The sequence below is a fragment of the Pseudoroseicyclus sp. H15 genome (assembly GCF_054353345.1).
This window is the reverse complement of the sequence record NZ_JBTHJE010000001.1, coordinates 18,017-42,451: the sequence shown is the minus strand read 5'-3', so window position 1 is coordinate 42,451 and position 24,435 is coordinate 18,017. Positions and strand designations below refer to the sequence as shown.

The 24,435-nt window shown below is 67.3% G+C and carries 30 protein-coding genes and 1 tRNA gene; 13 read left to right on the top strand and 18 right to left on the bottom strand.

All coding sequences use genetic code 11. The features are described 5' to 3' along the window. Positions 1-77: 77 nt before the first annotated feature. Together ACXN5S_RS00215 and ACXN5S_RS00210 are read right to left on the bottom strand one after the other, a co-directional pair. Complete coding sequence (locus tag ACXN5S_RS00215) at positions 78-812, bottom strand: GntR family transcriptional regulator (protein WP_458603373.1); 735 nt, start codon at positions 810-812, stop codon at positions 78-80. 60 nt (positions 813-872) lie between these two features. After that, positions 873-2,081: a winged helix-turn-helix domain-containing protein gene (locus tag ACXN5S_RS00210; protein ID WP_458603372.1), complete on the bottom strand. Its 1,209-nt coding sequence runs from the start codon at positions 2,079-2,081 to the stop codon at positions 873-875. 107 nt (positions 2,082-2,188) lie between these two features. On the opposite strand from ACXN5S_RS00210, the gene smpB reads away from it, so the two are divergent. The 4 genes from smpB (at position 2,189) to ACXN5S_RS00190 (ending at position 5,118) form a co-directional block, all read left to right on the top strand. Continuing rightward, positions 2,189-2,659, top strand: a complete 471-nt coding sequence (gene smpB / locus ACXN5S_RS00205) for an SsrA-binding protein SmpB (protein ID WP_458603371.1) — start codon at positions 2,189-2,191, stop codon at positions 2,657-2,659. Positions 2,660-2,726: 67 nt separating this feature from the next. Further along, positions 2,727-3,020, top strand: a complete 294-nt coding sequence (locus ACXN5S_RS00200) for a hypothetical protein (protein ID WP_458603370.1) — start codon at positions 2,727-2,729, stop codon at positions 3,018-3,020. A 62-nt stretch (positions 3,021-3,082) separates the two neighbouring features. Further along, positions 3,083-3,937 carry a 3-mercaptopyruvate sulfurtransferase gene (sseA, locus tag ACXN5S_RS00195; protein ID WP_458603369.1) on the top strand — a complete coding sequence of 285 codons (855 nt, stop codon included), beginning with the start codon at positions 3,083-3,085 and terminating at the stop codon, positions 3,935-3,937. Then, positions 3,937-5,118, top strand: a complete 1,182-nt coding sequence (locus tag ACXN5S_RS00190; protein ID WP_458603368.1) for an amino acid aminotransferase — start codon at positions 3,937-3,939, stop codon at positions 5,116-5,118. The genes sseA and ACXN5S_RS00190 overlap by 1 nt, the downstream gene beginning before the upstream one ends. A 95-nt stretch (positions 5,119-5,213) precedes the next feature. Here ACXN5S_RS00190 and ACXN5S_RS00185 read toward each other — a convergent pair whose 3' ends face one another. The 3 genes from ACXN5S_RS00185 to ACXN5S_RS00175 all read right to left on the bottom strand — a co-directional run bounded on the left by ACXN5S_RS00185 (position 5,214) and on the right by ACXN5S_RS00175 (position 7,555). Beyond that, the gene (locus ACXN5S_RS00185) at positions 5,214-5,513 is read right to left on the bottom strand and encodes a hypothetical protein (RefSeq protein WP_458603367.1); all 300 of its coding nucleotides are present in this window, start codon (positions 5,511-5,513) and stop codon (positions 5,214-5,216) included. 160 nt (positions 5,514-5,673) lie between these two features. Further along, positions 5,674-7,188, bottom strand: coding sequence for an ammonium transporter (locus ACXN5S_RS00180; RefSeq protein WP_458603366.1), 1,515 nt, complete (start codon positions 7,186-7,188; stop codon positions 5,674-5,676). A 28-nt stretch (positions 7,189-7,216) separates the two neighbouring features. After that, entirely contained in the window at positions 7,217-7,555 is a 339-nt protein-coding gene (locus tag ACXN5S_RS00175) for a P-II family nitrogen regulator (protein ID WP_458603365.1), read from the bottom strand. A 305-nt stretch (positions 7,556-7,860) separates the two neighbouring features. Between ACXN5S_RS00175 and ACXN5S_RS00170 the strand changes: the two genes are divergently transcribed. Continuing rightward, complete coding sequence (locus ACXN5S_RS00170) at positions 7,861-10,125, top strand: transglycosylase domain-containing protein (RefSeq protein WP_458603364.1); 2,265 nt, start codon at positions 7,861-7,863, stop codon at positions 10,123-10,125. 10 nt (positions 10,126-10,135) lie between these two features. Here ACXN5S_RS00170 and trmD read toward each other — a convergent pair whose 3' ends face one another. From trmD to ffh, 9 genes are read right to left on the bottom strand one after another with little or no spacing between them, the layout of a single operon-like run. After that, on the bottom strand, positions 10,136-10,930 hold the full coding sequence (gene trmD, locus ACXN5S_RS00165) for a tRNA (guanosine(37)-N1)-methyltransferase TrmD (RefSeq protein ID WP_458603363.1): 795 nt from the start codon (positions 10,928-10,930) through the stop codon (positions 10,136-10,138). After that, on the bottom strand, positions 10,930-11,433 hold the full coding sequence (gene rimM / locus ACXN5S_RS00160; protein ID WP_458603362.1) for a ribosome maturation factor RimM: 504 nt from the start codon (positions 11,431-11,433) through the stop codon (positions 10,930-10,932). The genes trmD and rimM overlap by 1 nt, the downstream gene beginning before the upstream one ends. Further along, the gene (gene rpsP / locus ACXN5S_RS00155) at positions 11,430-11,837 is read right to left on the bottom strand and encodes a 30S ribosomal protein S16 (protein ID WP_458603361.1); all 408 of its coding nucleotides are present in this window, start codon (positions 11,835-11,837) and stop codon (positions 11,430-11,432) included. Before rpsP ends, rimM begins: the two co-directional genes overlap by 4 nt. A 41-nt stretch (positions 11,838-11,878) precedes the next feature. Then, positions 11,879-12,175 carry a chorismate mutase gene (locus tag ACXN5S_RS00150; RefSeq protein WP_458603360.1) on the bottom strand — a complete coding sequence of 99 codons (297 nt, stop codon included), beginning with the start codon at positions 12,173-12,175 and terminating at the stop codon, positions 11,879-11,881. Positions 12,176-12,207: 32 nt separating this feature from the next. After that, complete coding sequence (locus ACXN5S_RS00145; protein WP_458603359.1) at positions 12,208-12,750, bottom strand: GNAT family N-acetyltransferase; 543 nt, start codon at positions 12,748-12,750, stop codon at positions 12,208-12,210. Then, on the bottom strand, positions 12,747-13,280 hold the full coding sequence (locus ACXN5S_RS00140) for a GNAT family N-acetyltransferase (protein ID WP_458603358.1): 534 nt from the start codon (positions 13,278-13,280) through the stop codon (positions 12,747-12,749). The genes ACXN5S_RS00145 and ACXN5S_RS00140 overlap by 4 nt, the downstream gene beginning before the upstream one ends. After that, positions 13,277-13,804, bottom strand: a complete 528-nt coding sequence (locus tag ACXN5S_RS00135) for a GNAT family N-acetyltransferase (RefSeq protein ID WP_458603357.1) — start codon at positions 13,802-13,804, stop codon at positions 13,277-13,279. The genes ACXN5S_RS00140 and ACXN5S_RS00135 overlap by 4 nt, the downstream gene beginning before the upstream one ends. After that, entirely contained in the window at positions 13,801-14,328 is a 528-nt protein-coding gene (locus tag ACXN5S_RS00130) for a GNAT family N-acetyltransferase (protein ID WP_458603356.1), read from the bottom strand. Before ACXN5S_RS00130 ends, ACXN5S_RS00135 begins: the two co-directional genes overlap by 4 nt. Beyond that, complete coding sequence (gene ffh, locus ACXN5S_RS00125) at positions 14,325-15,842, bottom strand: signal recognition particle protein (protein ID WP_458603355.1); 1,518 nt, start codon at positions 15,840-15,842, stop codon at positions 14,325-14,327. The genes ACXN5S_RS00130 and ffh overlap by 4 nt, the downstream gene beginning before the upstream one ends. A 296-nt stretch (positions 15,843-16,138) precedes the next feature. On the opposite strand from ffh, the gene ACXN5S_RS00120 reads away from it, so the two are divergent. The 4 genes from ACXN5S_RS00120 (at position 16,139) to nusG (ending at position 17,701) form a co-directional block, all read left to right on the top strand. Next, positions 16,139-16,214, top strand: a tRNA-Trp gene (locus ACXN5S_RS00120). Positions 16,215-16,401: 187 nt separating this feature from the next. After that, positions 16,402-16,602, top strand: a complete 201-nt coding sequence (secE, locus tag ACXN5S_RS00115) for a preprotein translocase subunit SecE (RefSeq protein ID WP_458603354.1) — start codon at positions 16,402-16,404, stop codon at positions 16,600-16,602. Next, a complete protein-coding gene (locus ACXN5S_RS00110; RefSeq protein WP_458603353.1) occupies positions 16,599-17,000 on the top strand; it encodes a VOC family protein in 402 nt (133 codons plus the stop codon). Before secE ends, ACXN5S_RS00110 begins: the two co-directional genes overlap by 4 nt. A 167-nt stretch (positions 17,001-17,167) precedes the next feature. Next, positions 17,168-17,701 (top strand): transcription termination/antitermination protein NusG, encoded by a 534-nt coding sequence (nusG, locus tag ACXN5S_RS00105; RefSeq protein ID WP_458603352.1) that lies wholly within the window; start codon positions 17,168-17,170, stop codon positions 17,699-17,701. Between the two features lie 124 nt (positions 17,702-17,825). Here the strand turns inward: nusG and ACXN5S_RS00100 are convergent, their stop codons facing one another. Beyond that, a complete protein-coding gene (locus ACXN5S_RS00100) occupies positions 17,826-18,599 on the bottom strand; it encodes a Stf0 family sulfotransferase (RefSeq protein ID WP_458603351.1) in 774 nt (257 codons plus the stop codon). Between the two features lie 198 nt (positions 18,600-18,797). On the opposite strand from ACXN5S_RS00100, the gene rplK reads away from it, so the two are divergent. Further along, on the top strand, positions 18,798-19,250 hold the full coding sequence (gene rplK, locus ACXN5S_RS00095; protein ID WP_458603350.1) for a 50S ribosomal protein L11: 453 nt from the start codon (positions 18,798-18,800) through the stop codon (positions 19,248-19,250). 3 nt (positions 19,251-19,253) lie between these two features. After that, complete coding sequence (gene rplA / locus ACXN5S_RS00090; RefSeq protein ID WP_458603349.1) at positions 19,254-19,952, top strand: 50S ribosomal protein L1; 699 nt, start codon at positions 19,254-19,256, stop codon at positions 19,950-19,952. 94 nt (positions 19,953-20,046) lie between these two features. Here rplA and ACXN5S_RS00085 read toward each other — a convergent pair whose 3' ends face one another. The 3 genes from ACXN5S_RS00085 to ACXN5S_RS00075 all read right to left on the bottom strand — a co-directional run bounded on the left by ACXN5S_RS00085 (position 20,047) and on the right by ACXN5S_RS00075 (position 22,979). Beyond that, the gene (locus ACXN5S_RS00085) at positions 20,047-20,463 is read right to left on the bottom strand and encodes a VOC family protein (protein ID WP_458603348.1); all 417 of its coding nucleotides are present in this window, start codon (positions 20,461-20,463) and stop codon (positions 20,047-20,049) included. A 54-nt stretch (positions 20,464-20,517) separates the two neighbouring features. Further along, positions 20,518-21,354, bottom strand: a complete 837-nt coding sequence (yghU, locus tag ACXN5S_RS00080) for a glutathione-dependent disulfide-bond oxidoreductase (protein ID WP_458603347.1) — start codon at positions 21,352-21,354, stop codon at positions 20,518-20,520. A 104-nt stretch (positions 21,355-21,458) separates the two neighbouring features. Further along, a complete protein-coding gene (locus ACXN5S_RS00075; RefSeq protein WP_458603346.1) occupies positions 21,459-22,979 on the bottom strand; it encodes an SGNH/GDSL hydrolase family protein in 1,521 nt (506 codons plus the stop codon). 402 nt (positions 22,980-23,381) lie between these two features. On the opposite strand from ACXN5S_RS00075, the gene rplJ reads away from it, so the two are divergent. Together rplJ and rplL are read left to right on the top strand one after the other, a co-directional pair. Beyond that, positions 23,382-23,894 carry a 50S ribosomal protein L10 gene (rplJ, locus tag ACXN5S_RS00070; RefSeq protein ID WP_458603345.1) on the top strand — a complete coding sequence of 171 codons (513 nt, stop codon included), beginning with the start codon at positions 23,382-23,384 and terminating at the stop codon, positions 23,892-23,894. 66 nt (positions 23,895-23,960) lie between these two features. Next, positions 23,961-24,338: a 50S ribosomal protein L7/L12 gene (rplL, locus tag ACXN5S_RS00065; RefSeq protein ID WP_458603344.1), complete on the top strand. Its 378-nt coding sequence runs from the start codon at positions 23,961-23,963 to the stop codon at positions 24,336-24,338. Positions 24,339-24,435: the final 97 nt, after the last annotated feature.

Sequence of the window (24,435 nt, the reverse complement as noted above, 5' to 3'; positions counted from 1 at the left end):
AATGTATACATTTGATCTCTTGCTGGCCTGATTCCGGCCCTGTGGCAAGTCTCTCCTCCGCCGCGCTGCAGCGAAGATCAGTCGATCACCAGCGCCAGTGCGGGCGAGAGCGGCGCCCCCGCTGCCTGGCTGCGGATGAGGTGGTCTAGGTTGCCGCGGGCCAGCCGCGCATGCTCGCGCGCGATGGACTCGGCCCGAGCGCCCTCACGCGCAGCGATGGCCTGCACCAGCGCTCGGTGCTGCGACTGGGCCTGAAAGAGCGAATGTTCGAAGGCCTCGTGGCCCGCCTCGTCGGGCAGGAAGGCCGAGGGCGAGGCGAAGGGCAGCGTCTTGGTGCGTTCCAGCTCGCGGGCGAGGATGGGGCTGGCAGGCAGGTGCTGCAGCGCGGTGTGAAAGGCGGCGTTGAGGCTGGAATAGCGCTCGAAAGCTACCTCCAGCTTGCCCGGCGTGAAGCATTCTTCCAGCGAGGCGAGGAGCGCTTGCAGCCCCGCCATCTCGCCTTCGCCCACCCCGCGCTCGGCCGCCAGCCGCGCCGCGGTGCCCTCCAGCACGCCGCGCAGTTCGATGGCATCGGCCACATCGGCGAAGGTGAAAGCGCGCACCACGAAGCCGCCGCCGGGGGCGCGCTCAATGAGGCCCTCTTCGGCCAGGCGTGACATCGCGGCGCGGAGGGGTGTGCGGGAGATCTGCATCTCTTCGGCCAGTGGCACCTCGAACAGCCGCGTGCCGCCGGGGATCTGGCCGGCCAGGATGCGCTCGCGCAGGGCCGTCAATGCCCGGCCTTCCTGATTGTGCTTCGCTTTGGCCGCCATGCCGCTCTCCCCCCCACGTCATGTATACATGGCAGGCGCCTGCGCACCGGGCAAGCCTGTTCAGTCGCGCAGCCAGCCGTCGGCGAAGCGGGCCCTTTCAAGACCTGCGAAGCGGCAGAGCCGGGCCAGTTCGGCCTCGAAGGCGGCCTGCCGGCCCTTGCCCCAGCGCAGACCGGCCTCTGGCCAGAGCGCGCGCACGTCCAGCGTGCCCGCCTCGCGGTTGGCCTTCATGTCGACCCGCCCGACCAGCCGGTCGCCCTGCAGCAGCGGGAAAACGTAGTAGCCATAGGTCCGCCTCTCCGCCGGCACGAAGATCTCGATGCGGTAGGAGAAGCCGAAAAGCCGCTCGGCCCGAGCCCTGTCGCGCAGCATGGGATCGAACGGCGAGAGGCATCGCATCCGCTTCGCCGGTTCGCCCAAGCTCGCCGCCTCGTCCAGCAGCCCCGGAAAGGCGATGCAGCGCCGCAACCGCCCGTCGGCCTGGTCGACGCCGATGTCCTCCACCTCGCCCCGCGCCAGTGCTGCCGTCACCCAGGCCTTCGCCTCTGCCGGCATCACCATGTTGCGCCCCCAGAAGCCCGACAGCTCGCCCGACGTTGCAAAGCCCAGCCGGGCCAGCGCCTCGCGGCAGGCCCAGTCGATGGTCTCCTCGGGGGTGGTGCGCCGCCCCAGATGCTCCGCCGGGATCACCCGCTCGGTCAGGTCGTAGACCTTCCGGAAGCTCTCGCGCTTCGCCACGGTGATTTCGCCGGTATGCCACAGCCATTCCAGCGCCGCCTTCGAAGGGTGCCAGTCCCACCAGCCGCCGGAGGGTTTGGGCTCGTCCGTCCCCAGCTCGCTCGCGCTGATCGGCCCCCGCGCCACATGGGCTCGCACGTCATCAAGCTGTGCGAGGAAATCCTCCCCCTGCCAGGCCGTCCACTTCTGCTTCATCCGCTCTTCGTTCCGGTCGAAGACGTGGTGCCAATGCGGGAAGTACTCCACCGGGATTACGGCGGCATCATGCGTCCAATGCTCGAAGAGCGCCCGCTCGCGCGTCATCAGCCGGCCGAGCGCGGCGGGCCGGTAGCTGCCCATGCGGCTGAACAGGATCAGATCATGCGCCCGCGCCAGCGTGTTGACGCTGTCGAGCTGCACGAAGCCCAGCCGCCGGATCAGCGCCAGCAGGTCGGCCCCGCGCCCCGAGCCCGAGGCCGACTGCAGCAGGGCGTGACGATCCATGAACAGCCGGCGGGCCAGCGGGTTGGGCAAGAGGGGCAGGGCACTCATGGGTCGAGGCTAGCCCCGCGCCAGACGAAAGGGAACATCCCGCGAACATGCGCCATCGGCCCGGCTGAACTGGACAGAGCGGCCCACGGCGCCTATCTCCAACTGCCATGGCCAAAGAGCACGACAATTACAAAGTGATCGCGGAAAACCGCCGCGCCCGGTTTGATTACGCAATCGAGGACGATCTCGAATGCGGCATCATGCTCACGGGCTCGGAGGTGAAATCCCTGCGCGTCGGCCAGTCCAACATCGCCGAAAGCTATGCCTCGGTCGAAGACGGCGAGCTGTGGCTCACCAATGCATATATCGCCCCCTACGAGCCGGCGAAGACCTGGGGGCACGAGCCGCGCCGTCGGCGTAAGCTCCTGGCCTCGAAACGTGAAGTCTCGCGGTTGTGGAACGGCACCGCCCGCGAGGGCATGACCGTCGTGCCGCTGGTGATGTATTTCAACCATCGCGGCATCGTCAAAATCAAGGTCGCCCTCGGCAAGGGCAAGAAGCATGCCGACAAGCGCGAGACCCAGGCCAAGCGCGACTGGAACCGCCAGAAGGCCCGCCTGCTGAAAGAGCACGGCTAAGTCACGCCTCGGTGCGCGCTGGGCCTGCGCGTTGCACTGGGCCGCGGCGCTCTGTTAACCAACCGCCATGTGGCAATATCTGCTCATCGAAGGTGCCGCGGGCGGCATTTCCGGCCTGTTCATCGGGCTCATCGTCCTGCGTTTTCGCGTCATGGTGCCCGCCGGCGTACTGGGCGGCCTGCTCGCCGGGCGCATCTGGGCCTCTGTCCGGCCCACCGGTCTGGTGGACACCGCCGGCGTGACTCCCTCCGTCGATCTGTCGGTGCCGGCCCTCGTGCCGCATGTGCTGGCCGGCGGCGTGGGCGGTCTGGCGCTGGCGGGGCTGATCGCCCTTGCGATGGGGCGCCGCGCCCGCCGCTGAGCGGCTGCCTTGCCAGCCCAGACGGGCCGCGGTAGGGGAGTGCCGGTCAAGAGGGCAAGGCGATGGACGATCCGAACGTGCTGGTCTCGACGGGTTGGCTGGCCGAGGCCATGAGCGACCCGGAGCTGCGTATCCTCGACGGCTCGTGGTACCTGCCCGACATGGGCCGCGATGCCCGCGCCGAGTATGACGAGGCGCATATCCCCGGCGCCCGCTTCTTCGATATCGACGCCCTCTCCGACCAGCGCTCCGAGCTTCCCCACATGGCGCCGCCGGAGGAGCTGTTCGCCAGCGGTCTGCGCGCCATGGGCGTAGGCGACGGGGCGAAGGTGGTTGTCTATGACGGCGCCCGGCTGTTCTCGGCCGCGCGCGTCTGGTGGCTGCTGCGCCTGATGGGCAATTTCCACTCCGTCGCCGTGCTGGACGGTGGTCTGCCAAAGTGGCGCGCCGAGGGCCGTCCGCTGACCTCCGAACTGCCCCAGCTTCGCGAGCGCAATGTCACTGCGACGCGCCGCGCCGAACTGGTGCGCGATGTCACCGAGGTCGCCGGTGCCGCCAAGCTCGGCGATGCCACCATCATCGACGCCCGCCCCCCGGCCCGCTTTCGTGGCGAGGCGGCAGAGCCGCGCCCCGGCCTGCGCGCCGGCCACATCCCCGGCAGCCGCAACGTGTTCTTCAAGGACCTGCTGGCGGATGACGGTACGATGAAGCCGCCAGAGGCGCTGCGCGAGATCTTCGAAGCCGCCGGCGTGGATCTGGACAAGCCCGCCATCACCAGCTGCGGCTCGGGTGTGACGGCGGCAGTGCTCAGCCTGGCGCTCGCAAGGCTCGGCAAGCAAGATCATGCGCTCTATGACGGCTCCTGGGCCGAATGGGGCATGGAGAGCGACCTGGCGGTCGCAACCGGAGAGGCCTGATGTTTGAGACCCTGACAGAACCCGCGCCCGACAAGATCCTGGCGCTTATGGCGATGTACCGAGCCGACGAGCGGCCCGGCAAGATCGACCTCGGCGTCGGCGTCTACAAGGATGCCTCCGGCAACACGCCTGTGATGCGGGCCGTCAAGGCGGCCGAGAAGCGGCTGCAGGAGAGCCAGACGACGAAGGCCTATACCGGCCTCGCGGGCGACCCGGCCTATGCTAAGGCGCTGATCTCGATGATCCTCGGCGACAGCGCGCCGGCTGAGCGGCTCGCCGCCATCGCTACGCCCGGAGGCACCGGTGCGGTGCGGCAGGCGTTCGAGCTTGTCCGCATGGCCGCGCCCGGCGCGACTGTGTGGTACAGCGAGCCGACCTGGCCGAACCACATCTCCATCCTCAAATACCTCGGCATGCCGGCCACGCCTTACCGCTATTTCGACAGCGAGACCGGCGAAGTGGATGTGGACGGCATGCTGGAGGCACTGGGCGGTATGAAGAGCGGCGACGTCGTGCTGCTGCACGGCTGCTGCCACAACCCCACCGGCGCCAACCTGACGGCGGCGGACTGGGACAAGGTCGTCGATCTGCTCAACGCCAAAGGCGCGCTGCCGATGGTCGACCTTGCCTATCAGGGCTTCGGTGACGGGCTGGAGGAAGACGCGACGGGCGTGCGCAAGATCGTGGCCGGCTGCCCCGAGGCGCTGATCGCCGCCTCCTGCAGCAAGAACTTCGGCATCTACCGCGAGCGCGCCGGCCTGCTGGTGGCGCTGTCGAAGGATGCCGAGGCGGCCAAGGTTGCCCAGGGCAACCTCAACTTCCTCAACCGGCAGAACTACTCCTTCCCGCCCGACCATGGCGCCCGTGTGGTGACCGAGATCCTCACCGATCCCGAGCTGCGCGCCGACTGGCAGGCCGAGCTGGAGGAGATGCGCGAGGGCATGCTGGAGCTGCGCCAGAGCCTCGCTGACGAGCTGCGCCGCCTCACCAACTCCGACCGCTTCGATTTCGTCGCCCGCCACCGCGGCATGTTCTCTCGGCTGGGCCTGAGCCCGGAGGAGGTGACGCGCCTGCGCGAGGAGCACGCCGTCTACATGGTGGGCGACAGCCGGATCAACATCGCGGGTCTGAACGCCGAGACGGTGCCGGTGCTGGCGAAGGCGATTGCGTCGGTGATCTGAACAGCGGCGGGCTGAGGCCCGCTATCCCGCCAAGCATAGGGCCCGGTGCAGCGCACCGGGCCCTTTTTCGTTCGATGCGTGCCGGCGGGCCGCCGTCACTGCATCTCCAGGATCTCGGCCACCATGATCGTGCCGCCCATGTCGAGGAAGGGGCAGCCCTCGGCCATCTCTTCGGCCTCGGCGGCATCGCCGGCGCGGATGACGGTGTAGCCCATCATCGGAGTGATGCCCTGATCGTCGCCGACGAGGCGGGGAGCCTTCAGGGGGTTGTTCGGCTCGACAGCGGATTCGCCGAGGTCGGCGATCCAGTCCATCCAGCGCTGCCGGCCCTCCGAGACCTCCTCCGGCGTCATGTCCTTGCGGCCGCCGTGATAGGTGAAGATGAAGCGCGGCATGTGTCTCTCCTTTATGTTTCCCTCCGACAGATGGGCCGGTGCCCCCTTGGAGGCAAGGAGAAACCCTGGAGCCCGCCGCGTCTCCCTCTGCCTCCCAGACAACAAAAAACCCGGGCGCGAACGCCCGGGCAGTTGGTCAAAAGGCTGACTGGAAGGAATATCAGCCTTTGGAGAACTCGGGATAGGCCTCCATGCCGAGCTCGGAGATGTCGAGACCGGCGATCTCGTCTTCTTCCGAGGCGCGGATGCCCATGATCATCTTCAGGATGAACCAGATCACCAGCGAGACGACGAACATGAACACGCCGACGATGATGATCGAGATCAGCTGACCGCCGAGCGTGGCGTCGGAGTTCGTGAGAACCACCGCCAGCGTGCCCCAGATGCCGCAGACGAGGTGCACCGGGATGGCGCCGACAACGTCGTCGATCTTGAGCTTGTCGAGCAGCGGAACCGCGAAGACCACCAGCACACCACCAACGGCACCGATCAGGGTAGCCGCGCCGAGGCTCGGGGTGAGCGGTTCGGCGGTGATGGAGACCAGGCCAGCCAGAGCGCCGTTGAGCACCATGGTGAGGTCGGGCTTGCGGTAGAGGATCTGCGTCAGGATCAGAGCCGCGATGGCACCACCTGCAGCCGCCGTGTTCGTGTTGGCGAAGATGCGGGAGATGTCAGCCACGTTGCCGGCCGTATCCATGTACAGCTGCGAGCCGCCGTTGAAGCCGAACCAGCCGAGCCACAGGATGAACGTACCCAGCGTCGCCAGGGTCAGGTTCGAACCCGGCATGGCCACGGTTTTGCCGTCACGGTACTTGCCGATCCGGGGCCCGAGCACGATCGCGCCAGCCAGAGCAGCCCAGCCACCGGCCGAGTGCACAACCGTCGAGCCGGCGAAGTCGAGGAAGCCGTAGTCGGCATCGAGGAAGCCGCCGCCCCATTTCCAGGAGGCCTGGATCGGGTAGAGCAGGCCGGTCAGGATCACGGTGAAGATCAGGAACGGCCACAGCTTGATGCGCTCGGCAAGCGTACCGGAGACGATCGAAGCGGTGGTGGCGCAGAACATCAGCTGGAAGAAGAAGTCCGAGCCGACAGAAGCGTAGGTAAGGTCGGTATCGGGGCTGCCGCCCACGGGCTCAAGCGAGGTGATCGCAAAGGCACCGAGCCAGCCATCGATCGACCAGCCATCGCCCGGGTACATCAGGTTGTAGCCGATGAGGTAGTACATGATGGCAGCGATGGCGAAGAGCGAGACGTTCTTCATCAGCTGCATGGTGACGTTCTTCTGGCGCACCAGGCCCGCCTCGAGCATCGAGAAGCCGGCGGCCATCCACATCACCAGGAAGCCGGTGACGAGGAACATGAACGTGGTGAAGATGTAGCCGATCTCGTCGTTCGTCGGCGTATCATCGACCGGGGTCTCATCAGCCGCCGGGTCGACCGACAGCTCTTCGGCGACTTCATCGGCCGCAGCATCGACCGCATCGCCAACGTCTTCCGCCGCGGCAGCAGCCGCGTCGCCTACATCTTCGGCCGCAGCGGCCGCATCATCACCCGCATCATCGAGCTCTTCCGCGACCGTGTCGTCCTGGGCCCAGCCCGTAGTGGGCACGGCGCTGACGCCGATGGACAGAAACGCCATCAAGAGCGCCACCATCCAGAGTTTCAAAAGATTCATTGTCCCTTAACTCCCGTTTCTCGGCTTTTCAGAGTGCGTCGTCGTTGATCTCGCCGGTGCGCACGCGCAGGGCGCTGGCAACGTCGAGCACGAAGACCTTGCCGTCGCCGATCTTGTCGGTCTTGGCCGTCGTGGCGATGGTGGAGACCACCTGGTCGGCCAGGCCGTCGGGGACGACGATCTCGAGCTTGACCTTCGGCACGAAGTTCACGGCATATTCGGCGCCGCGATAGATCTCTGTGTGGCCGGACTGAGAGCCGAAGCCCTTGATCTCGGTCACCATCATGCCGCGCACGCCGACGGAGGTGAGCGCTTCGCGCACCTCCTCGAGCTTGAACGGCTTGATCGTTGCGATGATGAGTTTCACTGTCTTCCCCTTGAAATTGTCTCCCGGGTGAGGCCCTGCCCGTGCCGTGCCCGGGTGACCGCATTGGCGAAACAAGCCTTTACAGGGGCGGGGGAACAAGAAATCAGGCGCCCCCGGCCCCGCCTTTGGGGTCGAAATTGCACAATTTTTGCACAAAATACGGGCTTTGCTGCGAAAATGAGCGCTATGAAAACTGACGTTGAGAGACTCAATGGCGCTCAACATTTGCTCTGGATAGAGCTATGGTCGCGACGAAAGACGGCCCGGAAGAGGCCTCAACCGTAGCGAGCAGCTCAAAGGCAGACATGGCAGACGATGGGAAAAGGCGGCCGCCTCTGGTCGCCGAACGGCGCCATCCCAGCAAGAAGGCGGCGCAGCCGGCCGGCCGAAAGGCCGCGCCCGCGAAGAAGCAGCGCGCGCCCAAGGCTCAGAAGGCCCGGCCACCGCGGGGGCCGAGGGGCCCGTTCGGCTGGGCCGCTGGCATGGTTCTGGGGCTCTTCGCCTTCATCGGCCGCATCCTGTGGGGTGTCGGCTGGCGGGTCGGGCTGGCCTTCGGGCTCTTCATCGGCGGCGCCGTGCTCATCTATGCCGCCGGGCTACCCGATATCGACGAGCTGGTTGACGGGCGCGCCAGCGGCTCTGTCACCATGCTCGATCGCGACGGCCAGACCTTCGCGTGGCGGGGCGAGCAATACGGCGGGATGATCACCGCCGACACCGTCTCGGTGCATCTGCGCAACGCCGTGGTCGCCACGGAAGACCGGCGTTTCTACCGGCATTTCGGCGTCAGCCCCCGCGGCGTCGCCTCTGCCGTGCGCATCAACCTGCGCGAGGGTCGCGGCCCGCTCGAAGGCAACGGCGGCTCGACCATCACGCAGCAGACGGCCAAGCTGCTGTGCCTCGGGCGGCCCTACAACCCCGCCGATTGGGAGAATGAGACCGCCTATGAGGCAGATTGCCGCCGCACGACGCTGTGGCGCAAGGCCGTCGAGGCGATCTACGCCATGGCGATGGAGGTGCGGTACTCGAAGGACGAGATCCTCACCGTGTACCTCAACCGCTCCTACCTTGGCGCCGGCGCGCATGGCTTCGAGGCTGCGGCCCAGCTCTACTTCGGCCATTCCGCGGCCGAGGTGACGCCGGCCGAGGCCGCGATGCTGGCCGGTCTGCTGAAGGCGCCCTCGTCGCTGGCCCCCACCAACAGCCTTACCCGCGCGCAAGACCGGGCGGCGCTGGTTGTGGGCCTGATGGAAGAGCAGGGCTACCTCTCTGACAGTGCCGCCGCCGAAGCGCTCGCCAACCCCGCCACGCTCAGCCAGGCGGCTGCGGCGCAGGCCGGCGGCTATTTCGCCGACTGGATCATGGATTCCGGCCCCGACTTCTACACGCGTGACACGACGGAGGATGTGATCATCCGCACCACGCTCGACCCGCGCGTGCAGCAGGCGGCTGAGGAGGCGATCAGCTACATCTTCGCCGAAAAGGTGCGCGAGGAATCCGAGGCGCAGGCCGCCATCCTGGTGATGAGCGCCGACGGCGCCGTGCGGGCCATGGTGGGCGGGCGAGACGTCAACGCGTCCTTCGCCTTCAACCGGGCCACTCAGGCGCTGCGGCAGACGGGCTCGACCTTCAAGCCCTTCGTCTATGCGGCCGCGCTGGACCTTGGCTCCTCACCGCTCGACACGATCGTCGACGAGCCCATCACCATCAACATCCCCGGCTCGGGCCCCTGGAGCCCGTCGAACTACGACCACGAGTTCGAGGGCGAGATCACCCTGCTGCAGGCCCTGCGCGAGAGCCGGAACATTCCCGCGGTGCGCGTCGCCATGCGGGCGGGGCTGGAGAATGTGCGTCTGGTGGCCCAGGGCTTCGGCATCGACCGTGACCTGGCCAACGGCCCGGCGCTGGCGCTCGGTGCATCCGAGGCGACGCTGCTGGAGATGACGGGCGCCTATGCCGGCATCCTGAACGGCGGCTCGGCGGTGGTGCCCTATGGCATTGTCGATCTGCGCCTGCAGGGCAATCCCGACCCGCTGCTCACAACCCGCAGCGGCATTGGCGAGCGTGTGATCCGCGAAGAGGCGGCCCGTCAGCTGACCTACATGATGAACCAGGTGGTCGATGCCGGCACCGGCACCCGCGCCCGCGTGGATGGCTGGGAGCTGGCCGGCAAGACGGGCACCACCTCGGCGGCGCGCGACGCGTGGTTCGTCGGCTTCTCGGCGGACTACGTGGTCGGCGTCTGGATGGGCTATGACGACAACACGCCGCTGACCGGGGTAACCGGCTCTGGCCTGCCGGCGGAGATCTGGCACGAGGCCATGGCGCGCATCCTCGCGCCGATGACGCCCAGCCCGCTGCCGATGGATTCGCCGATCCCCCCACACAGCCAGTCCGCCCAGGCGGTGGAGGGCGCGCTCGACAACATCCTGGGTGCTGGCGGCAATGGGACTGGCAACGGCGCTGCCACCGGCGGCGCGGGCTTCGCGCCGCAGACGGCCAACGAGGGGCAGGCGAACGAGGGTGGCAGCATCCGCGATGCGCTGAACGCGATCCTCGGCGGCGGCTAGGGCAGGGGGCTCAGGGCTTCTTGCCCTTCGCCTCGGTATAGGCGGCCCACAGATCGGGCCGGCGCGTGCGGGTGATCTCTTCCGCCTGCGTCTGCCGCCACTCGGCGATGCGCCCGTGATGGCCCGAGAGCAGTACCTCGGGGATCGCCCTTCCCTGCCATTCGGCGGGCTTGGTGTATTGCGGATGCTCCAGCAGGCCGGAGGAAAAGCTCTCCTCTTCGGTGCTGGCGAGGTTGCCGAGGATGCCCGGCCGCAGGCGCAGGCTCGCGTCGATCATCGCCTGCGCGGCCAGATCGCCGCCGGTGAGCACGAAATCCCCAAGCGAGACCTCGATCAGCCCGTAATGCTCGATGGCGCGTTCATCGACGCCTTCGAACCGCCCGCAGACGAACAGCGCCCCCGGCCCGGCGGCGAGGCGGGCCGCCATCGCCTGGTCGAAGCGGCGACCGCGCGGCGAGAGCAGCAGAGCGGGCAGGGGTCGGCGCGGGTCTTGCGCGGCCTCGATGGCCTGACCCAGCACATCGGCCCGCAGCACCATACCGGCGCCGCCGCCGGCGGGCGTGTCATCGACGTTCCGATGCCGCCCCTCGCCAAATTGGCGCAGGTCGTGCGTGCGCAGCTGCCACTTGCCGTCGCGCAGGGCCTTGCCCGTGAGGCTTTCACCCAGCACACCGGGGAAGGCCTCGGGCAGAAGCGTCACGATCTCGGCCCGCCACGCGTGGGTGAGGGTCTCTTCGGCCATCAGGTCGGCCGGCTTCAGCGAGGCGCGGATCGACTTGCGGCCCAGGGCGCGCGGCTCTGCCATCACTCGAGCTCTTCAGGCGGGTCGACGACGAGCCGCCCGGCGGCAAGGTCGACCGTCGGCACAACGACCTTCGTGAAGGGCAGCAGCAGCGGCTTGCCGCTTTTGGCCTTCACCTCGATCAGGTCGCCGGCGCCATGGTCGAAAACCCCGGCGACACTGCCGATCTCTTCCCCGCCCGCGTCGAACACGGCAAGGCCGATGAGATCGGCGTGATAGAATTCATCCTCCGGCAGCGCGGGCAGACGGGACCGCTCGGCAAAAAGGCTGGTGCCCTTCAGGGCATCGGCCTCGTCCTTGGTGGTGATCCCGTCCAGCCGCGCCGTCAGGGCGCCGGAGGTGCGCCCGGTGAGCCGGACCGAGGGGAAGACACGCCCCCGGTCCGTCACGAGGGGGGCGTAATCGGCAATCGCCTCGGGCTCGGCGCAGAAGCTTTTCAGCCGCACCTCTCCCCGGACGCCGAACGCCCCCGCCACCGCGCCGACGATGACGCGGCTGTCGCTCATTCCGCGGCTTCGCGCTCAGCGGCTTCTTCGGCCTCGACCTGAGCCGCGGCATCGGAGTCGCCGGCCTCGGCAGCGCGGGCGGCTTTCTTCTCGGCACGCTCTTTCGCGGCGGAGCCGGGCTCGCCCTTCTTCATGTTGGCGCGCTCTTTCTTCTCGGTCACGCCGGCGGCTTCAAGGAAGCGGCTCACGCGGTCGGTCGGCTGGGCGCCCTGGGCGAGCCAGTGCTGCACGCGCTCGACATCCATCTTCACCCGGTCTTCGCTGTCTTTGGGCAGCAGCGGGTTGTAGGTGCCGAGCTTCTCGAGGAAGCGGCCATCGCGCGGCATACGGCTGTCGGTCGCGACGATGGAATAGTGCGGGCGCTTCTTCGAGCCGCCGCGGGCGAGGCGAATTTTCATGGCCATGTGAGTGTCTCCTTTGATGGCTTTGTTTGAGGGCAACGCCCTCAGGCTTGGTGTTGTTCGTGGTGCTTGATGACTTCCTGGATGATGAAGGCCAGGAATTTCTTGGCAAAGGCCGGGTCGAGATCGGCGCCCTTTGCAAGATCGGTGAGCCGGGCGATCTGCGCTTCTTCGCGCGCAGGGTCGGCCGGGGGAAGGGAATGCTCGGCCTTCAGCTTGCCCACGGCCTGCGTGTGCTTGAAGCGCTCGGCAAGCGTGAAAACGAGGATCGCATCGAGCCGGTCGATGCTTTCGCGATGCTCGGCCAGCACGGCGGCGGCGCGGGATATGTCGTCGGGCATGGGCGAGCCTCCGGGCAATGTCTGGTCATTGGTCACTTGCGGCCCTCCGGCCGGGGGTGGCGGAACACGAGGCATGGCTTGTCGGGCCGCGGCACCGTGGCCGAGGGGTCGTGCCGGGCACCCAGGCGCTCGGCGAGCGCGATGGAGCGGGTGTTGTCGGGGTCGACGTAAGAGACGATGGTCTCCCACCCCAGCACCGCCCAGGCATGGGCTATGGCGGCCTGAGCGGCCTCATGCGCGTAGCCCTGACCCTCGGCGGCCTCGTCCCAGATCATCCAGCCGACTTCCGTCTCCGGCCAGTCAACCGGGTACCAGGGGCCGATCAGGCCGATGGCTTCATCGCTGCCGCGCCTGGTGACGGCCCACATGCCGAACCCGCGCATGTCCCAATGGCCGATCTCGCTGGCCAGTGCCCGCCAGGCGGCACCGAGCGAGACGGGCCCGCCCACACCAGCCGAGCGCGGCGACATGAAAAAGTCGCGCGCCGCCGGCCAGTCCTGCCCGCCGGGGCGGCGCAGCACGAGGCGGGGCGTATCCAGCCGCTCGGTGGTGTTGGCGTTGAGCACTTCGGTCATACCACGCTCTCCGGCCCGGTATGGCGCCAGACCATGACGGGGTCGCCCAGCAGCATCCGCTCGCCCTCGATCTCTGCCCCCATGCGGCGGGCGACGCTGGCCGAGCGCTCGTTGGCGGGGTCGATATGGCTGATGAGCGGGTGGCGGGTGATGCGGCGGTGGTAATCCGCCTTGGCGGCGCGGGCGGCTTCCAGCGCGTAGCCCTTGCCCTCGAACCCGTCGAAGAGCTGCCAGCCGATCTCCGGCTCCGTCCAGCCATCGGGGAACTGGTGGTAGATGATGCCGACGCGGCCGATCATCTCGCCGCTTTCACGCAGATAGACAGACCACATGCCAAAGCCGTTGACGACCCAGTGGCCGATGCCCGCCATCACACCGCGATAGGCCTGAAACGCATCGCTCTTGCCACCGATGAAGCGCGTTCGGTCGGACTGGCCAAAGGCGATGGCCGCGTCCAGATCGTCCGGCGCGGGCAGGCGCAGGTCGAGCCGCTCTGTCTTGAGCGGCGAAAGGTCAGCGGGCCATTTCATGCGGCGTTCTCCTCGGCCGGGTCGGGGTGGCGCCAGATCTGCACCTCCGCCGCCGTGCCGGCCTTGCTGGTGCTCTCGAAGACGGCGCCCATGCGGCGGGCCAGCGCGAGCGAGCGGGTGTTCGCGGGGGCGATGTCGCTGTGCAGGGGCCCCAGCCCCTTCTCGCGCCAGGCCCAATCGCGGATGAAGCGGGCCGCCTCTTCGGCATAGCCCAGCCCTTCGAAGCCGTCATAGACGACCCACGACAGCTCGGGCTCTTCGAACGTGCAGGGATGCCAGAGGCCGACGCGCCCGGCGGGGCGGCCGCTGGATGTCTCGGTGAGCCAGAAGGTGCCATAGCCGCGCACCTGCCACTGGCCGGCATGGATCAGGCAGCTGTCCCAGGCGTCGCGCGCGTCTTCCGCCGGGCCACCCAGGAAGTGGCTGCGCTCGGTTTGCGCGAAGGCGGTAAAGGCGGCGACGTGATCCATGTCGCAGGGGCCAAGCGTCAGCCGCGCCGTGGTGAGGGTGGGAGCCTGGCTCATGCCGCCACCTCCGCCGGGCGCGCGATGCGCAGGACAACATCGCCCGGGTCGACCGGTTGCGCGCCACCATCCGCCACGCCGCCCAGCCGCTTGCCCAGCGAGATCGAGCGGGCGTTCTCCGGCTCGATATAAACGACGACCGAGGTGAGGGCGGTATTGGCCCAGACCCAGGCGAGGCAGGCCTGGGCCGCCTCGAAGGCGAGGCCCCGGCCCTCGGCCTCTTCCATCAGCGTCCAGCCGATTTCGACCTCGGGGAAATGTGCCGGGTGGTTCAGGCCCACGATGCCGAGGAAGCGGCCCGTCTGCTTGTCTTCCAGCGCCCAGCAGCCGTAGCCGTCGATCAGCCACAGGCCGAAAGCGGTGGCGTAATCCTCCCAGGCGCCCGCCAGGTCTCGCGGGCCGCCCTCATAGCGCGAACGGTCCGAGGCCCAGAACTCGGCATAGGGCGCGGCATCCTCGCGGGCAGGGCCGCGCAGGATGAGACGCTCCGTCTCAAGCCGGGGGATGGCGAGCGGGGGTGTCACTTCTTCTTCCCGAAACCCGAAAGGCCGGGCGGCAGGCCGCCGCCGCCAAGGCCCGGCAGGCCGCCGGGCATACCGCCCTTCATGCCGCCGAGGGCTCGGGCCGCTTCTTCCATCGCCTTGGGATCGTTCATGTCGGGCATGCCGCCGGGCATCCCGCCCATGCCGCCCTTGCCCATGAGCTGCTGGGCCATCTGGCGCAGGCCGCCTTTGCCGCCCTTGCCGATCTTCTTCATCACATCCGACATCTGGCGGTGCTGCTTGAGCAGGCGGTTAAGTTCCTGCACCTCCAGCCCCGCGCCCTTGGCGATGCGCTTCTTGCGGCTGGCCTGCAGGAGGTCGGGGTTGGCCCGTTCCTTCTTGGTCATCGAGTTGATCAGGGCGATCTGGCGGGCGAGCATCTTGTCGTCCATCCCGGCTTCAGAGATCTGCTTCTGCATCTTGCCCATACCGGGCATCATGCCGGCGAGGCCGGCCATGCCGCCCATCTTGATCATCTGCTCCAGCTGCATCTTCAGGTCGTTCATGTTGAACTGACCCTTCTGGAAGCGGCGGATCATGCGCTCGGCCTGCTCGGCCTCCAGCGTCTGCTGTGCCTTCTCGACCAGCGCGACGATGTCGCCCATGCCGAGGATGCGGCCGGCGATGCGCTCGGGGTCGAAGCTTTCCAGCGCGTCGAGCTTCTCGCCGAGGCCGACGAAGCGGATCGGCTTGCCGGTGACCGCGCGCATGGAGAGGGCGGCACCGCCGCGCCCGTCGCCATCCATCCGGGTGAGGACGACGCCGGTGACGCCGATCTTGTCGTCGAACTCGGTGGCGACGTTGACCGCGTCCTGCCCCGTCAGGCCGTCGACCACCAGCAGCGTCTCGCGCGGCTTGGCGACATCGCGCACGGCGGCGGCCTGAGCGATGAGCTCCTGGTCGATATGCAGCCGCCCGGCGGTGTCGAGCATGTAGACGTCGTAGCCGCCGAGGCTGGCCTGCGTCTTGGCGCGCTTGGCAATGGAAACCGGGTCTTCGCCCTTGACGATGGGCAGAGTGTCTACGCCGATCTGCGTGCCGAGGATGGCGAGCTGCTCCATGGCCGCGGGGCGGTTCACGTCGAGCGAGCACATGAGCACCTTCTTGCCCTCGCGCTCCTTCAGGCGCTTGGCGATCTTGGCGGTGGTCGTCGTCTTGCCGCCGCCCTGCAGGCCGACCATCAGGATCGGCGCGGGCGGGGAGGAGATCTTCAGCTCGCCTGGCTCTTCGTCGCCCTTGAGCACGTGGATCAGCTCGTCATGCACGATCTTGACGACCTGCTGGCCCGGCGTGACCGATTTGGTCACCGACTGGCCGGTCGCCTTGCTCTCCACCGCCTTGATGAAGTCCCGCGCCACCGGCAGCGAGACGTCGGCCTCGAGCAGGGCGATGCGCACCTCGCGCATGGCGGTCTTCACATCGTCTGCCGACAGGGCGCCCTGCTTGGTCAGCCGGTCGAATACGCCAGAAAGGCGGTCGGACAGATTCTCGAACATGGGCGCGGGTCCCCCGGGCTACTTCTCTTCTCGAAGCCCCGATATGGGCAGGGCCTCGGCAAACGGCAAACGCCCCCGTGGGCGAACACTCGCTGACGGGGGGCGATCCCGGCATGTGGGCCGGGACCGGAAGGCTATGAAGCTTCCGGATGCGGGCGTTTAGCGACGCGGGCGCCTGTGAGTCAAGGGCAGGCAGGGTTTGCCGGGGCTATGGGCAGTCGCAGGGAGCGGTGAAGAAGCCACATCCAAGGGTCTTGCTTCGCCTGCGGGATCGGGCTACCCAGCCGCTCGGCCTTAGGGGTATAGCTCAGTTGGTAGAGCGACGGTCTCCAAAACCGTAGGTCGCGGGTTCGAGCCCTGCTGCCCCTGCCAGGCCCTTTTACCGTACGCTCCGGCGCCCGGACATTCCCAGATTTCACAGCACCGAATAGCTTCCGCCCAGCCCCGCCCGCGGCGCGTGTGTCACAGCGGGCCGCGCCTTTCCGCCGACGTCCGCTTGCCGGCCTTGAAAAGGCCAGCATGAGGCGATAGGTCGCCCGCTGCCGAGAGGGAGACGCCGATGGCCCGCACCAACCCCGTTCAGTTCATTCAGCAGACCCGTGCTGAGATCGCGAAGGTCGTCTGGCCGACGCGCCGCGAGGTTCTGCTCACGACGCTGATGGTGGTGCTGCTGGCTGGCCTGGCCGCCGCCTTCTTCAGCATCGTCGATATTCTCATCCGGCTCGGCCTGACCGGAATTCTCACCTACTTCGGCGGGTGAGCCAGCCGGCCCCTCCGGTTTCAAGCGCCGGGCTGGGCCGCCTCATCCTCTACACACGCGACATCGCTGCCACGACCGAGTTCTACGGGGCGCTCTTCGGCTATGAGGCCGTGACGCGTGAGGGCGACCGGATCGTGGAGTTGCGGCCCGAAGGCTCAGGCATTCCGCTGCTTCTTCACCCGGCCGCAAAGGGCCAGCGCAGCGGCCAATCCCTTGTGAAACTCGTCTTCGACGTGGCCGATGTGCCGGCGTTCGTGGCCCGTGCCGCCGAACGGGGCTTCGCCTTCGGCCCGGTCCACGAAGGCGGCGGTTATGCCTTCGCCAATACCAAGGACCCGTCGGGCAATTCGGTCTCGGTTTCGAGCCGCGCCTGGGCCGTTGGCGACGCGCCGGGCTAGGGAAGCCGGGCCTTGCCGGCCATGGGGTGCGCCGAAGGGTTGAATTCACCGCGGGCCGGCGGTAAGAGGCCCGACGATTGGCGCGCGGCGGATGAGCCCCGCGCCGCTTTTCTTTGTGGCCGGGCGATTCCGGCCGTCGTTGAACAAGAGCCGAAGGGCAGGAACAGATGGCCAAGCGCTGGTATTCGGTGAGCGTGCTCTCGAACTTCGAGAAGAAGATCGCCGAGCAGATTCGCGCCAAGGTGGAAGAACAGGATCTCGCCGAGCAGATCGACGAGGTGCTGGTGCCCACCGAAGAGGTCATCGAAGTACGCCGCGGCAAGAAGGTTTCGACCGAGCGGCGCTTCATGCCGGGCTATGTGCTCGTGCATATGGAGATGTCCGACGAGGGCTATCACCTGATCACCTCGATCAACCGGGTCACCGGCTTCCTTGGCCCGCAGGGCCGCCCGATGCCGATGCGCGACGCCGAGGTGCAGCAGATCCTTGGCCGCGTCGAAGAGGGCCAGGAGACGCCGCGCACGCTGATCCGCTTCGAGATCGGCGAGAAGGTGAAGGTCGCCGACGGCCCGTTCGAGGATTTCGACGGCACCGTGGAAGAGGTCGACGAAGACAACCAGCGCCTGAAGGTGACGGTGTCGATCTTCGGCCGCGCCACGCCGGTCGAGCTGGAATTCACCCAGGTCGCCAAGCAGGGCTAAGCGCCGGCGGGGCGTTACCTGCCCTGCCGACAGCTCGCTGAGTAGGGTGCGGGTATCCCCCACCTCTTTCCCTGACAGGGCTGCACGGCCCTCCTCGACCATCCGGCCCGGCTGCGCTCCGTCGTCAGGCCGAGCCCGCCGCTGCCAGCTCCGGCTCCTCTGCCCGGAAGCGCGCGGCCCACTCTCTGTTCAGCGCATCGGCGATCTTGGCGACGCCAGGCTCGAGCCCCGTGGCGGCCGCAACCGGCTGGCTGAGCGCGGCGAGAATGCGGGCGACCTCGCCCTCCGGGTCGGCTGCCAGAGCCTCGTAGGTGAGGCGCAGGGGCGAGACGCCGGCCTTCATGAACCATTCCTCCCAAGCCGCCTCCTCCGCCAGCGCCGTCCGCAGCCGCTCGGCGATGGCGGCGCTGTCGTAGACCGGCTCGCGGAGCGGGGAGAGCCGCTCGACCTCGCTGCCGTCGGGGGCCTGATGCCAGAGCCCCGTCTGCTCGGCGCGGATGTAGGAGATCGCCTGATCGAGCTTGCCGAGCCGCTTCAGATAGATCGGCACCAGCCCTCCGAGGGCCGCCTCGATCGCCGCCATATCGCCATCGGCCTGCGGCGCGAGGGCATGCATCTGCGCAAGGAGGAAGGCGAAGCTCTCGCGCTGGATGCGCATCCCGAAGACCTCCGTCTCCCCTTTCCCGCGGGCGCGGGCCGCGGCCACCACGGCGCGGCTGGCGCTGAGCTGGTCGGGAAAGGCGCTGGGGGAAAGCCCGTAATCCTCAAGCCAGCCCGCAAGCGACGGCTCGTGGAAATGCGAGTCGGGCGCCCCGGCCACGCCGGTGGCACCGAGACACCGGCAGAGCAGGGTGCTGCCGCTGCGCGGGGTGGTGAAAATGATGTAGCCCTTTGTCATGCCGGCATCTGAGGGGGCAGCGCCCAATCAGGCAAGGGCAAACGCTTGCAATGCGGGGGCGGGGGGTGTAACCGCCGCCTCTGTCCCCTTCGGGGGGCTCCAAAGGTGGGAGGCGAGGCGCTCGCGAGGGCCGGACCGGACCACCTCAACCGTAAAGCCTGCCGGCGCGCCGGGAGGCTGTTGAAGAAGGAGAAGCTCATGGCCAAGAAAGTCATGGGGCAGCTGAAGCTGCAAGTGAAGGCGGGGCAAGCCAACCCCTCCCCGCCGGTCGGCCCCGCGCTCGGTCAGCGCGGCATCAACATCATGGAATTCTGCAAGGCGTTCAACGCGAAGACCGCCGAGTTCGAGCCGGGTGCGCCGATCCCCACCGTGATCACCTATTATCAGGACAAGTCGTTCACGATCGACACGAAGTCGCCGCCGGCGTCGTTCCTGCTGAAGAAGGCCGCTGGCCTGAAGCCCGTTGGCAAGCGCAACCGCCCCAAGGGCGCCGTGCAGCCCGGCAAGGAAACCGTGGCCACCGTCACTCTCGCCCAGGTGAAAGAGATCGCCGAAGCGAAGATGAAGGACCTGAACGCCACCTCCATCGAAGGCGCCATGCAGACCGTGCTCGGCTCCGCCAAATCGATGGGCATCGAGGTGAAAGGGTAAATCATGGCGAAGATCGGAAAACGCACCCGCGCCCTGCGCGAAGCCACCGCCGGCAAAGAGAACCTCTCGGTCTCTGAAGCCGTGGCCCTGATCAAGGGCAATGCCAACGCCAAGTTCGACGAGACTATCGAGATCTCGATGAACCTCGGCGTCGACCCGCGCCACGCCGACCAGATGGTCCGCGGCACGGTGAACCTGCCCAACGGCACCGGCAAGACCGTGCGCGTGGCCGTGTTCGCCCGCGGCGACAAGGCCGAAGAGGCGAAAGCCGCTGGCGCCGACATCGTGGGCGCCGAAGACCTGATGGAAACTGTGCAGGGCGGCACGATCGATTTCGATCGCTGCATCGCCACGCCGGACATGATGCCCATCGTCGGCCGCCTCGGCAAAGTGCTGGGCCCGCGCAACCTGATGCCGAACCCCAAGGTCGGCACGGTGACGATGGATGTCGCCGAAGCCGTGAAAGCTGCCAAGGGCGGCCAGGTTCAGTTCAAGGCCGAGAAGGCGGGCGTTGTGCATGCCGGCGTCGGCAAGGCCTCGTTCGACGCCGACAAGCTGGAAGAGAACATCCGCGCGATGGTCGAAGCGGTCAGCAAGGCCAAGCCGACCGGGGCGAAGGGCACCTACATGAAGAAGGTGTCGCTCTCCTCCACGATGGGCTCGGGCGTCAGCATCGACGTGGCCTCGGCCACCGGCAACTGAACGCCTGACTAATCGAGATCGTGGATCGGCCGCCTTCGGGCGGCCGATTTGCGTTTGGCGCCTGCTCTCCGGCCCTGATGGGCCGGCTCGCGGATCAGTTGGTCTCGATATCGATGGCGGGGGCGGAGCGGGAGAGGATGCGCTCGTCGACCTTGGCCTCGATATTGTTGCCGTCGGGATCGAGCAGGAAGGCGGCGTAATAGCCCGGGTGATAGTCGCGCAGGCCCGGCGCGCCATTGTCGCGCCCGCCATGGGCCAGGCCGGCGGCATGGAACTCCTCCACCTGGTCGCGGCTTGCCGCCTGGAAGCACAGGTGCAGATTGCGCGTGACCTCCTCCGGCGAGGCGGAGGCGGTGATGTAGAGCTCATCGAGGCTGAGACGGTCGTCGCCGACGTCGATGCCTTCGAAGCCCAGCGTCGTGAGGATCGTGCGGTAGAACTCGCCCGAGGCCGCAAAATCGCTGACGCGGATGTCGAGATGGTCGATCAGCTGGCCGATCTTGTAGCTCATGGGGTGCCTCCGCCCTGTTGGTTCGGGGACCAGATAGGGCGGAGGCGGCGCCTGTCAGCCCAGGTCGAGCCCGTCGAAATCAGCGGCGGAGTGCCGCTCCTCCAGCCCGCCCTCGCCGGGCTTGTTGACGAGGCGGCCACGCTTCACGCCCGGGCGGTCGGCAAGCTCTTTGGCCCAGCGTTGCACGTTCTTGTATTCATGCACGCTGAGGAACTCGCCGGCATCGGGGTAGCTCTTGTCGAGCGCCAGGTTGCCGTACCAGGGCCAGATCGCCATGTCGGCAAGGGTATATTCGTCGCCGGCGACGAAGGGGCGATCGGCAAGGTTGCGATCGAGCACATCCATCTGGCGCTTGGTTTCCATGGCGTAACGGTTGATCGGGTATTCGAGCTTCTCGGGCGCATAGGCGAAGAAATGGCCGAAGCCGCCGCCGAGGAAGGGGGCAGAGCCCATCTGCCACATCAGCCAGCTCAGCATCTCGGGGCGGCCCGAGGCGGGGCCCTGGAAGGCATCGAACTTCTCGGCCAGGTGCATCAGGATCGCGCCGGATTCAAAGATGCGCACGGGCGTCTCGCCGGTGTAATCCATCAGTGCCGGGATCTTGGAATTGGGGTTCACGCCGACGAAGCCCGAGCCGAACTGCTCGCCCTTGCCGATGTTGATGAGCCAGGCGTCGTATTCGGCGTCGAAGCCGGCCTCCAGCAACTCTTCGAACATGATGTTGACCTTCACGCCGTTCGGCGTGGCCAGCGAGTAGAGCTGAAACTTGTGCTCGCCCTTCGGCAGCTCGTGGTCATGCGTCGGGCCGGCGATGGGGCGGTTGGTCGAGGCGAACTTGCCGCCGTTCTCGTTGTCCCAGGTCCAGACCTTGGGAGGAGTGTAGTCGCTCATGGCGAACCTCGCGGATATCGTTGGATTTGGCCCGGATCGAACGCCATCGGGGGGCCGAGCGCAAGGGGGCGGGGCGTGACCACAAGGCGCAGCCCCGGGTCAGCTCAGATGAGGTTCCACAGGCTGGCATCTTCGTACCAGCCCTGGCCGGAGAACACGGCATCCAGCCCGCCGCGGCCTTCGATCACCACGATCTGCTCGATATCGGTGGCCGTCACGCCGAGCGCGGCCAGCGCCGCCTGCGGGGTGGCGCCTGTCAGCGCCTCGCCATAGGCGGCGATGCTTTCGGCGCCCAGCACGAGGTAGAGCGTGTCGATGCCCTCGTCGCCCTCGGCGCGGAGCGTGTTGGCGCCATCGGGCGCGCCGAGCAGCTCGTTCTCGATGAAGATGAAGCTGTCGGCGCCGCGCCCGCCCTCGGCCTTGTTGCGGCCGAGCCCGGTGATGAACACATCGTCGCCCAGCTCGCCATGCAGCTTGTTCCAGCCGGCGAAGGCAGCGATGACATCGTCGCCCTGGCCGGCATAGACATCGTCGTTCCCCGAGCCGGTGGAGATGATGTCGTCGCCAATGAAGCCCTGCAGCCCGTCATCGCCGCTGCCGCCGAAGAGCACGTCATCGCCGCTGCCGGCATAGATCTTGTCGAGATCGGCGCCGCCGTAATAGAGCACATCGTCCTCGCGCAGATCGTCGAACCAGATATCGGTGCCGAAGCGCCCGCCGGCCCGGACGAACCCGCCGTCGAGCACATGCGCCATATGCGCGGCGAGCACGCCGTGCAGGGCGGCGGTGGGGTGCAGCTCGTCCCAGAAGCCGATCTGGTCGTCATCCCATGCGGCGCCGGCGCCATCAGCCAGCGTATCGCCGAGCGGAACGTAGATGCCGAAGCCGCGCGGGTCGTCCACGATGGCGGCGGTGACGGGGGTGATGTCGACGATCTCCACCACGAGGCCCTGGTCGGCGAGGTCTTCGGCCGCGCGGGTGAGCATCTTGTTGTGCAGCAGAAAGAGCGATTCAGCGGCGAGCCGGCCTGCCCCCGTCAGGTTTGCGAAGGTTGGGAAGAAGCCGGCGACGGGAAGCGTCGTCAGCACCACCTTGCCGGCGCCGGCGCCCAGCAGCTCTTCGGCCGCCGCGACCGTGGCGCCGATGACCGAGCGCATCAGGAGGATGCCGTCGAGCCGCAGCGTGTCGCTCGCCGGGTCGAGCTCGGCGTAGTCGTTGCCGCCGATGAAGATGAGCGCCGTTGTGCCCGAGAGGTCGCTGCCCGCCGCGTCGGTGGTGAAGCGATCCACCTGGGCGGCGAGGTTCATGTCCCATTGCAGGGCGGGGTCATCCTCCGGCACCAGCAGGGCGCCGGACTGCCCGGCGCCTTCGATGAAGCTGCCGATGCTCTGGCTGCCCGCCGCCTCTGCGCCCGCAACCGCGTAGTTGGCGACGCTCGCCAGCCCCAGCGGGTCACCCACCTGCTCGGCCCATGTCGGCCCGTTCGAGGCCTGGCCGCCCGGCCCGGCGAGGCCCTGGCGCACCTCCTCTTCGATCAGCCCTTCAGCCTGGGCGAAGAGATTGCCGCTGTCGGACAGGCTGTCGCCGAAAATGACGAGATCGGGGCCGATGGGCGAATTGGACATTGGGGAAATCCGGGCGCAAACTGAATGCACCTAGCTTACCATGGGGAAGGCAGCCGGCCTAGCGCCGGTTTGCAGGGGCCCAAGCCCGCCCGCCGCTGCGAGGCGACGCGCCCTGTGACGCGACCGTGAGCTTTCCCCGGATTGGGGGCTTGGAAAAGCGGCAGTAAAGGCGTAGATGACCCCCTGCATTGGAGCGCGCGATTCGTCACGCGCTCTTATGTTTTTCGTCCGAGACGGTGGGCAGCCTTACGGCACAAGTCCTGCCTGAGACGGGATCAGACCAGATGAACTGGTGGCTCACCTGCCTCCAGCGTTTGGCTCAGCCCCGTAAGCGGACCCTTCAAGTGCCCGGGTTCCCGGGCAGACTGAGCCGGGGGGAGACCCCCATGACTGGAGTAGACTGTGGATAGAGCCCAGAAAGAGAAAGTGGTCGACGAGCTCGGCCAAATCTTCGAAAGCTCTGGCGTCGTTGTGGTTGCCCACTACGAAGGCATGACGGTTGCTCAGATGCAGGACCTGCGCGCGAAAATGCGTGATGCGGGCGGGTCCGTGCGTGTCGCGAAGAACAGGCTCGCCAAGATCGCCCTTCAAGGGAAGCTCTGCGAAAGCATTGGCGACCTGCTGACGGGCATGACCGTTTTGTCCTATTCGGAAGATCCCGTGGCGGCTGCCAAGGTGATCGACGAATACGCCAAGGGGAACGAGAAGCTCGTTATCCTCGGCGGCGCGATGGGCGACACGGCACTCGACCCTGCTGGCGTTTCGGCGGTTGCCAAAATGCCCAGCCGCGAGGAGCTCATTGCTTCCATCGTCGGCATCATCGGCGCGCCCGCGTCGAACATCGCCGGGGTCATTGGCGCACCTGCTTCGAACATCGCCTCCATCCTCTCGACCATCGAGGAGAGGGCGGCCTGAGCCCCTACTGCCTGCACCCGTTGAAAAACGGGGCGTTGGACACATATTGAAAACGGAAAGCATCAAATGGCTGATCTGAAAAAACTTGCTGAAGAGATCGTGAACCTCACGCTCCTCGAAGCCCAAGAACTCAAGACCATCTTCAAAGACGAGTACGGCATCGAGCCCGCCGCTGGCGGCGCTGTCATGATGGCCGGCCCGGGCGGTGGCGACACTGGCGCTGCCGAAGAAGAGAAGACCGAATTCGACGTCGTGCTGAAAGATGCCGGCGCCCAGAAGATCAACGTGATCAAAGAAGTCCGTGGCATCACGGGTCTTGGCCTGAAAGAAGCCAAAGACCTCGTCGAAGCCGGCGGCAAGGTCAAAGAAGGCGCCGCGAAAGCGGAAGCCGAAGAGATCAAAGCCAAGCTGGAAGCGGCTGGCGCCAAGGTCGAGCTGGCCTAAGGCCGGCAGGTGCGCTTCACCGCGCGCCACCAAGATTAGGGCTGGGTCCGCGTTTCGCGGGCCCAGCCGAACCTGTCTTGACGGTGGGCTTTGCGAA

Bases quoted from the DNA above. Each gene is read 5' to 3' on its own strand.
- smpB (WP_458603371.1), top strand. From the start codon at position 2,189: ATGGCCAAAGAGCACGACAATTACAAAGTGATCGCGGAAAACCGCCGC.
- ACXN5S_RS00210 (WP_458603372.1), bottom strand. From the start codon at position 2,081: ATGAGTGCCCTGCCCCTCTTGCCCAACCCGCTGGCCCGCCGGCTGTTC.
- ACXN5S_RS00190 (WP_458603368.1), top strand. From the start codon at position 3,937: ATGTTTGAGACCCTGACAGAACCCGCGCCCGACAAGATCCTGGCGCTT.
- trmD (WP_458603363.1), bottom strand. From the start codon at position 10,930: ATGGCAGAGCCGCGCGCCCTGGGCCGCAAGTCGATCCGCGCCTCGCTG.
- ACXN5S_RS00180 (WP_458603366.1), bottom strand. From the start codon at position 7,188: ATGAATCTTTTGAAACTCTGGATGGTGGCGCTCTTGATGGCGTTTCTG.
- ACXN5S_RS00215 (WP_458603373.1), bottom strand. From the start codon at position 812: ATGGCGGCCAAAGCGAAGCACAATCAGGAAGGCCGGGCATTGACGGCC.
- rplK (WP_458603350.1), top strand. From the start codon at position 18,798: ATGGCCAAGAAAGTCATGGGGCAGCTGAAGCTGCAAGTGAAGGCGGGG.
- ACXN5S_RS00200 (WP_458603370.1), top strand. From the start codon at position 2,727: ATGTGGCAATATCTGCTCATCGAAGGTGCCGCGGGCGGCATTTCCGGC.
- ACXN5S_RS00185 (WP_458603367.1), bottom strand. From the start codon at position 5,513: ATGCCGCGCTTCATCTTCACCTATCACGGCGGCCGCAAGGACATGACG.
- yghU (WP_458603347.1), bottom strand. From the start codon at position 21,354: ATGAGCGACTACACTCCTCCCAAGGTCTGGACCTGGGACAACGAGAAC.
- secE (WP_458603354.1), top strand. From the start codon at position 16,402: ATGGCCCGCACCAACCCCGTTCAGTTCATTCAGCAGACCCGTGCTGAG.
- ACXN5S_RS00085 (WP_458603348.1), bottom strand. From the start codon at position 20,463: ATGAGCTACAAGATCGGCCAGCTGATCGACCATCTCGACATCCGCGTC.
- rplA (WP_458603349.1), top strand. From the start codon at position 19,254: ATGGCGAAGATCGGAAAACGCACCCGCGCCCTGCGCGAAGCCACCGCC.
- nusG (WP_458603352.1), top strand. From the start codon at position 17,168: ATGGCCAAGCGCTGGTATTCGGTGAGCGTGCTCTCGAACTTCGAGAAG.
- ffh (WP_458603355.1), bottom strand. From the start codon at position 15,842: ATGTTCGAGAATCTGTCCGACCGCCTTTCTGGCGTATTCGACCGGCTG.
- ACXN5S_RS00150 (WP_458603360.1), bottom strand. From the start codon at position 12,175: ATGCCCGACGACATATCCCGCGCCGCCGCCGTGCTGGCCGAGCATCGC.
- ACXN5S_RS00100 (WP_458603351.1), bottom strand. From the start codon at position 18,599: ATGACAAAGGGCTACATCATTTTCACCACCCCGCGCAGCGGCAGCACC.
- rplL (WP_458603344.1), top strand. From the start codon at position 23,961: ATGGCTGATCTGAAAAAACTTGCTGAAGAGATCGTGAACCTCACGCTC.
- ACXN5S_RS00135 (WP_458603357.1), bottom strand. From the start codon at position 13,804: ATGAGCCAGGCTCCCACCCTCACCACGGCGCGGCTGACGCTTGGCCCC.
- rpsP (WP_458603361.1), bottom strand. From the start codon at position 11,837: ATGGCCATGAAAATTCGCCTCGCCCGCGGCGGCTCGAAGAAGCGCCCG.
- ACXN5S_RS00145 (WP_458603359.1), bottom strand. From the start codon at position 12,750: ATGACCGAAGTGCTCAACGCCAACACCACCGAGCGGCTGGATACGCCC.
- rimM (WP_458603362.1), bottom strand. From the start codon at position 11,433: ATGAGCGACAGCCGCGTCATCGTCGGCGCGGTGGCGGGGGCGTTCGGC.
- ACXN5S_RS00170 (WP_458603364.1), top strand. From the start codon at position 7,861: ATGGCAGACGATGGGAAAAGGCGGCCGCCTCTGGTCGCCGAACGGCGC.
- ACXN5S_RS00075 (WP_458603346.1), bottom strand. From the start codon at position 22,979: ATGTCCAATTCGCCCATCGGCCCCGATCTCGTCATTTTCGGCGACAGC.
- ACXN5S_RS00140 (WP_458603358.1), bottom strand. From the start codon at position 13,280: ATGAAATGGCCCGCTGACCTTTCGCCGCTCAAGACAGAGCGGCTCGAC.
- sseA (WP_458603369.1), top strand. From the start codon at position 3,083: ATGGACGATCCGAACGTGCTGGTCTCGACGGGTTGGCTGGCCGAGGCC.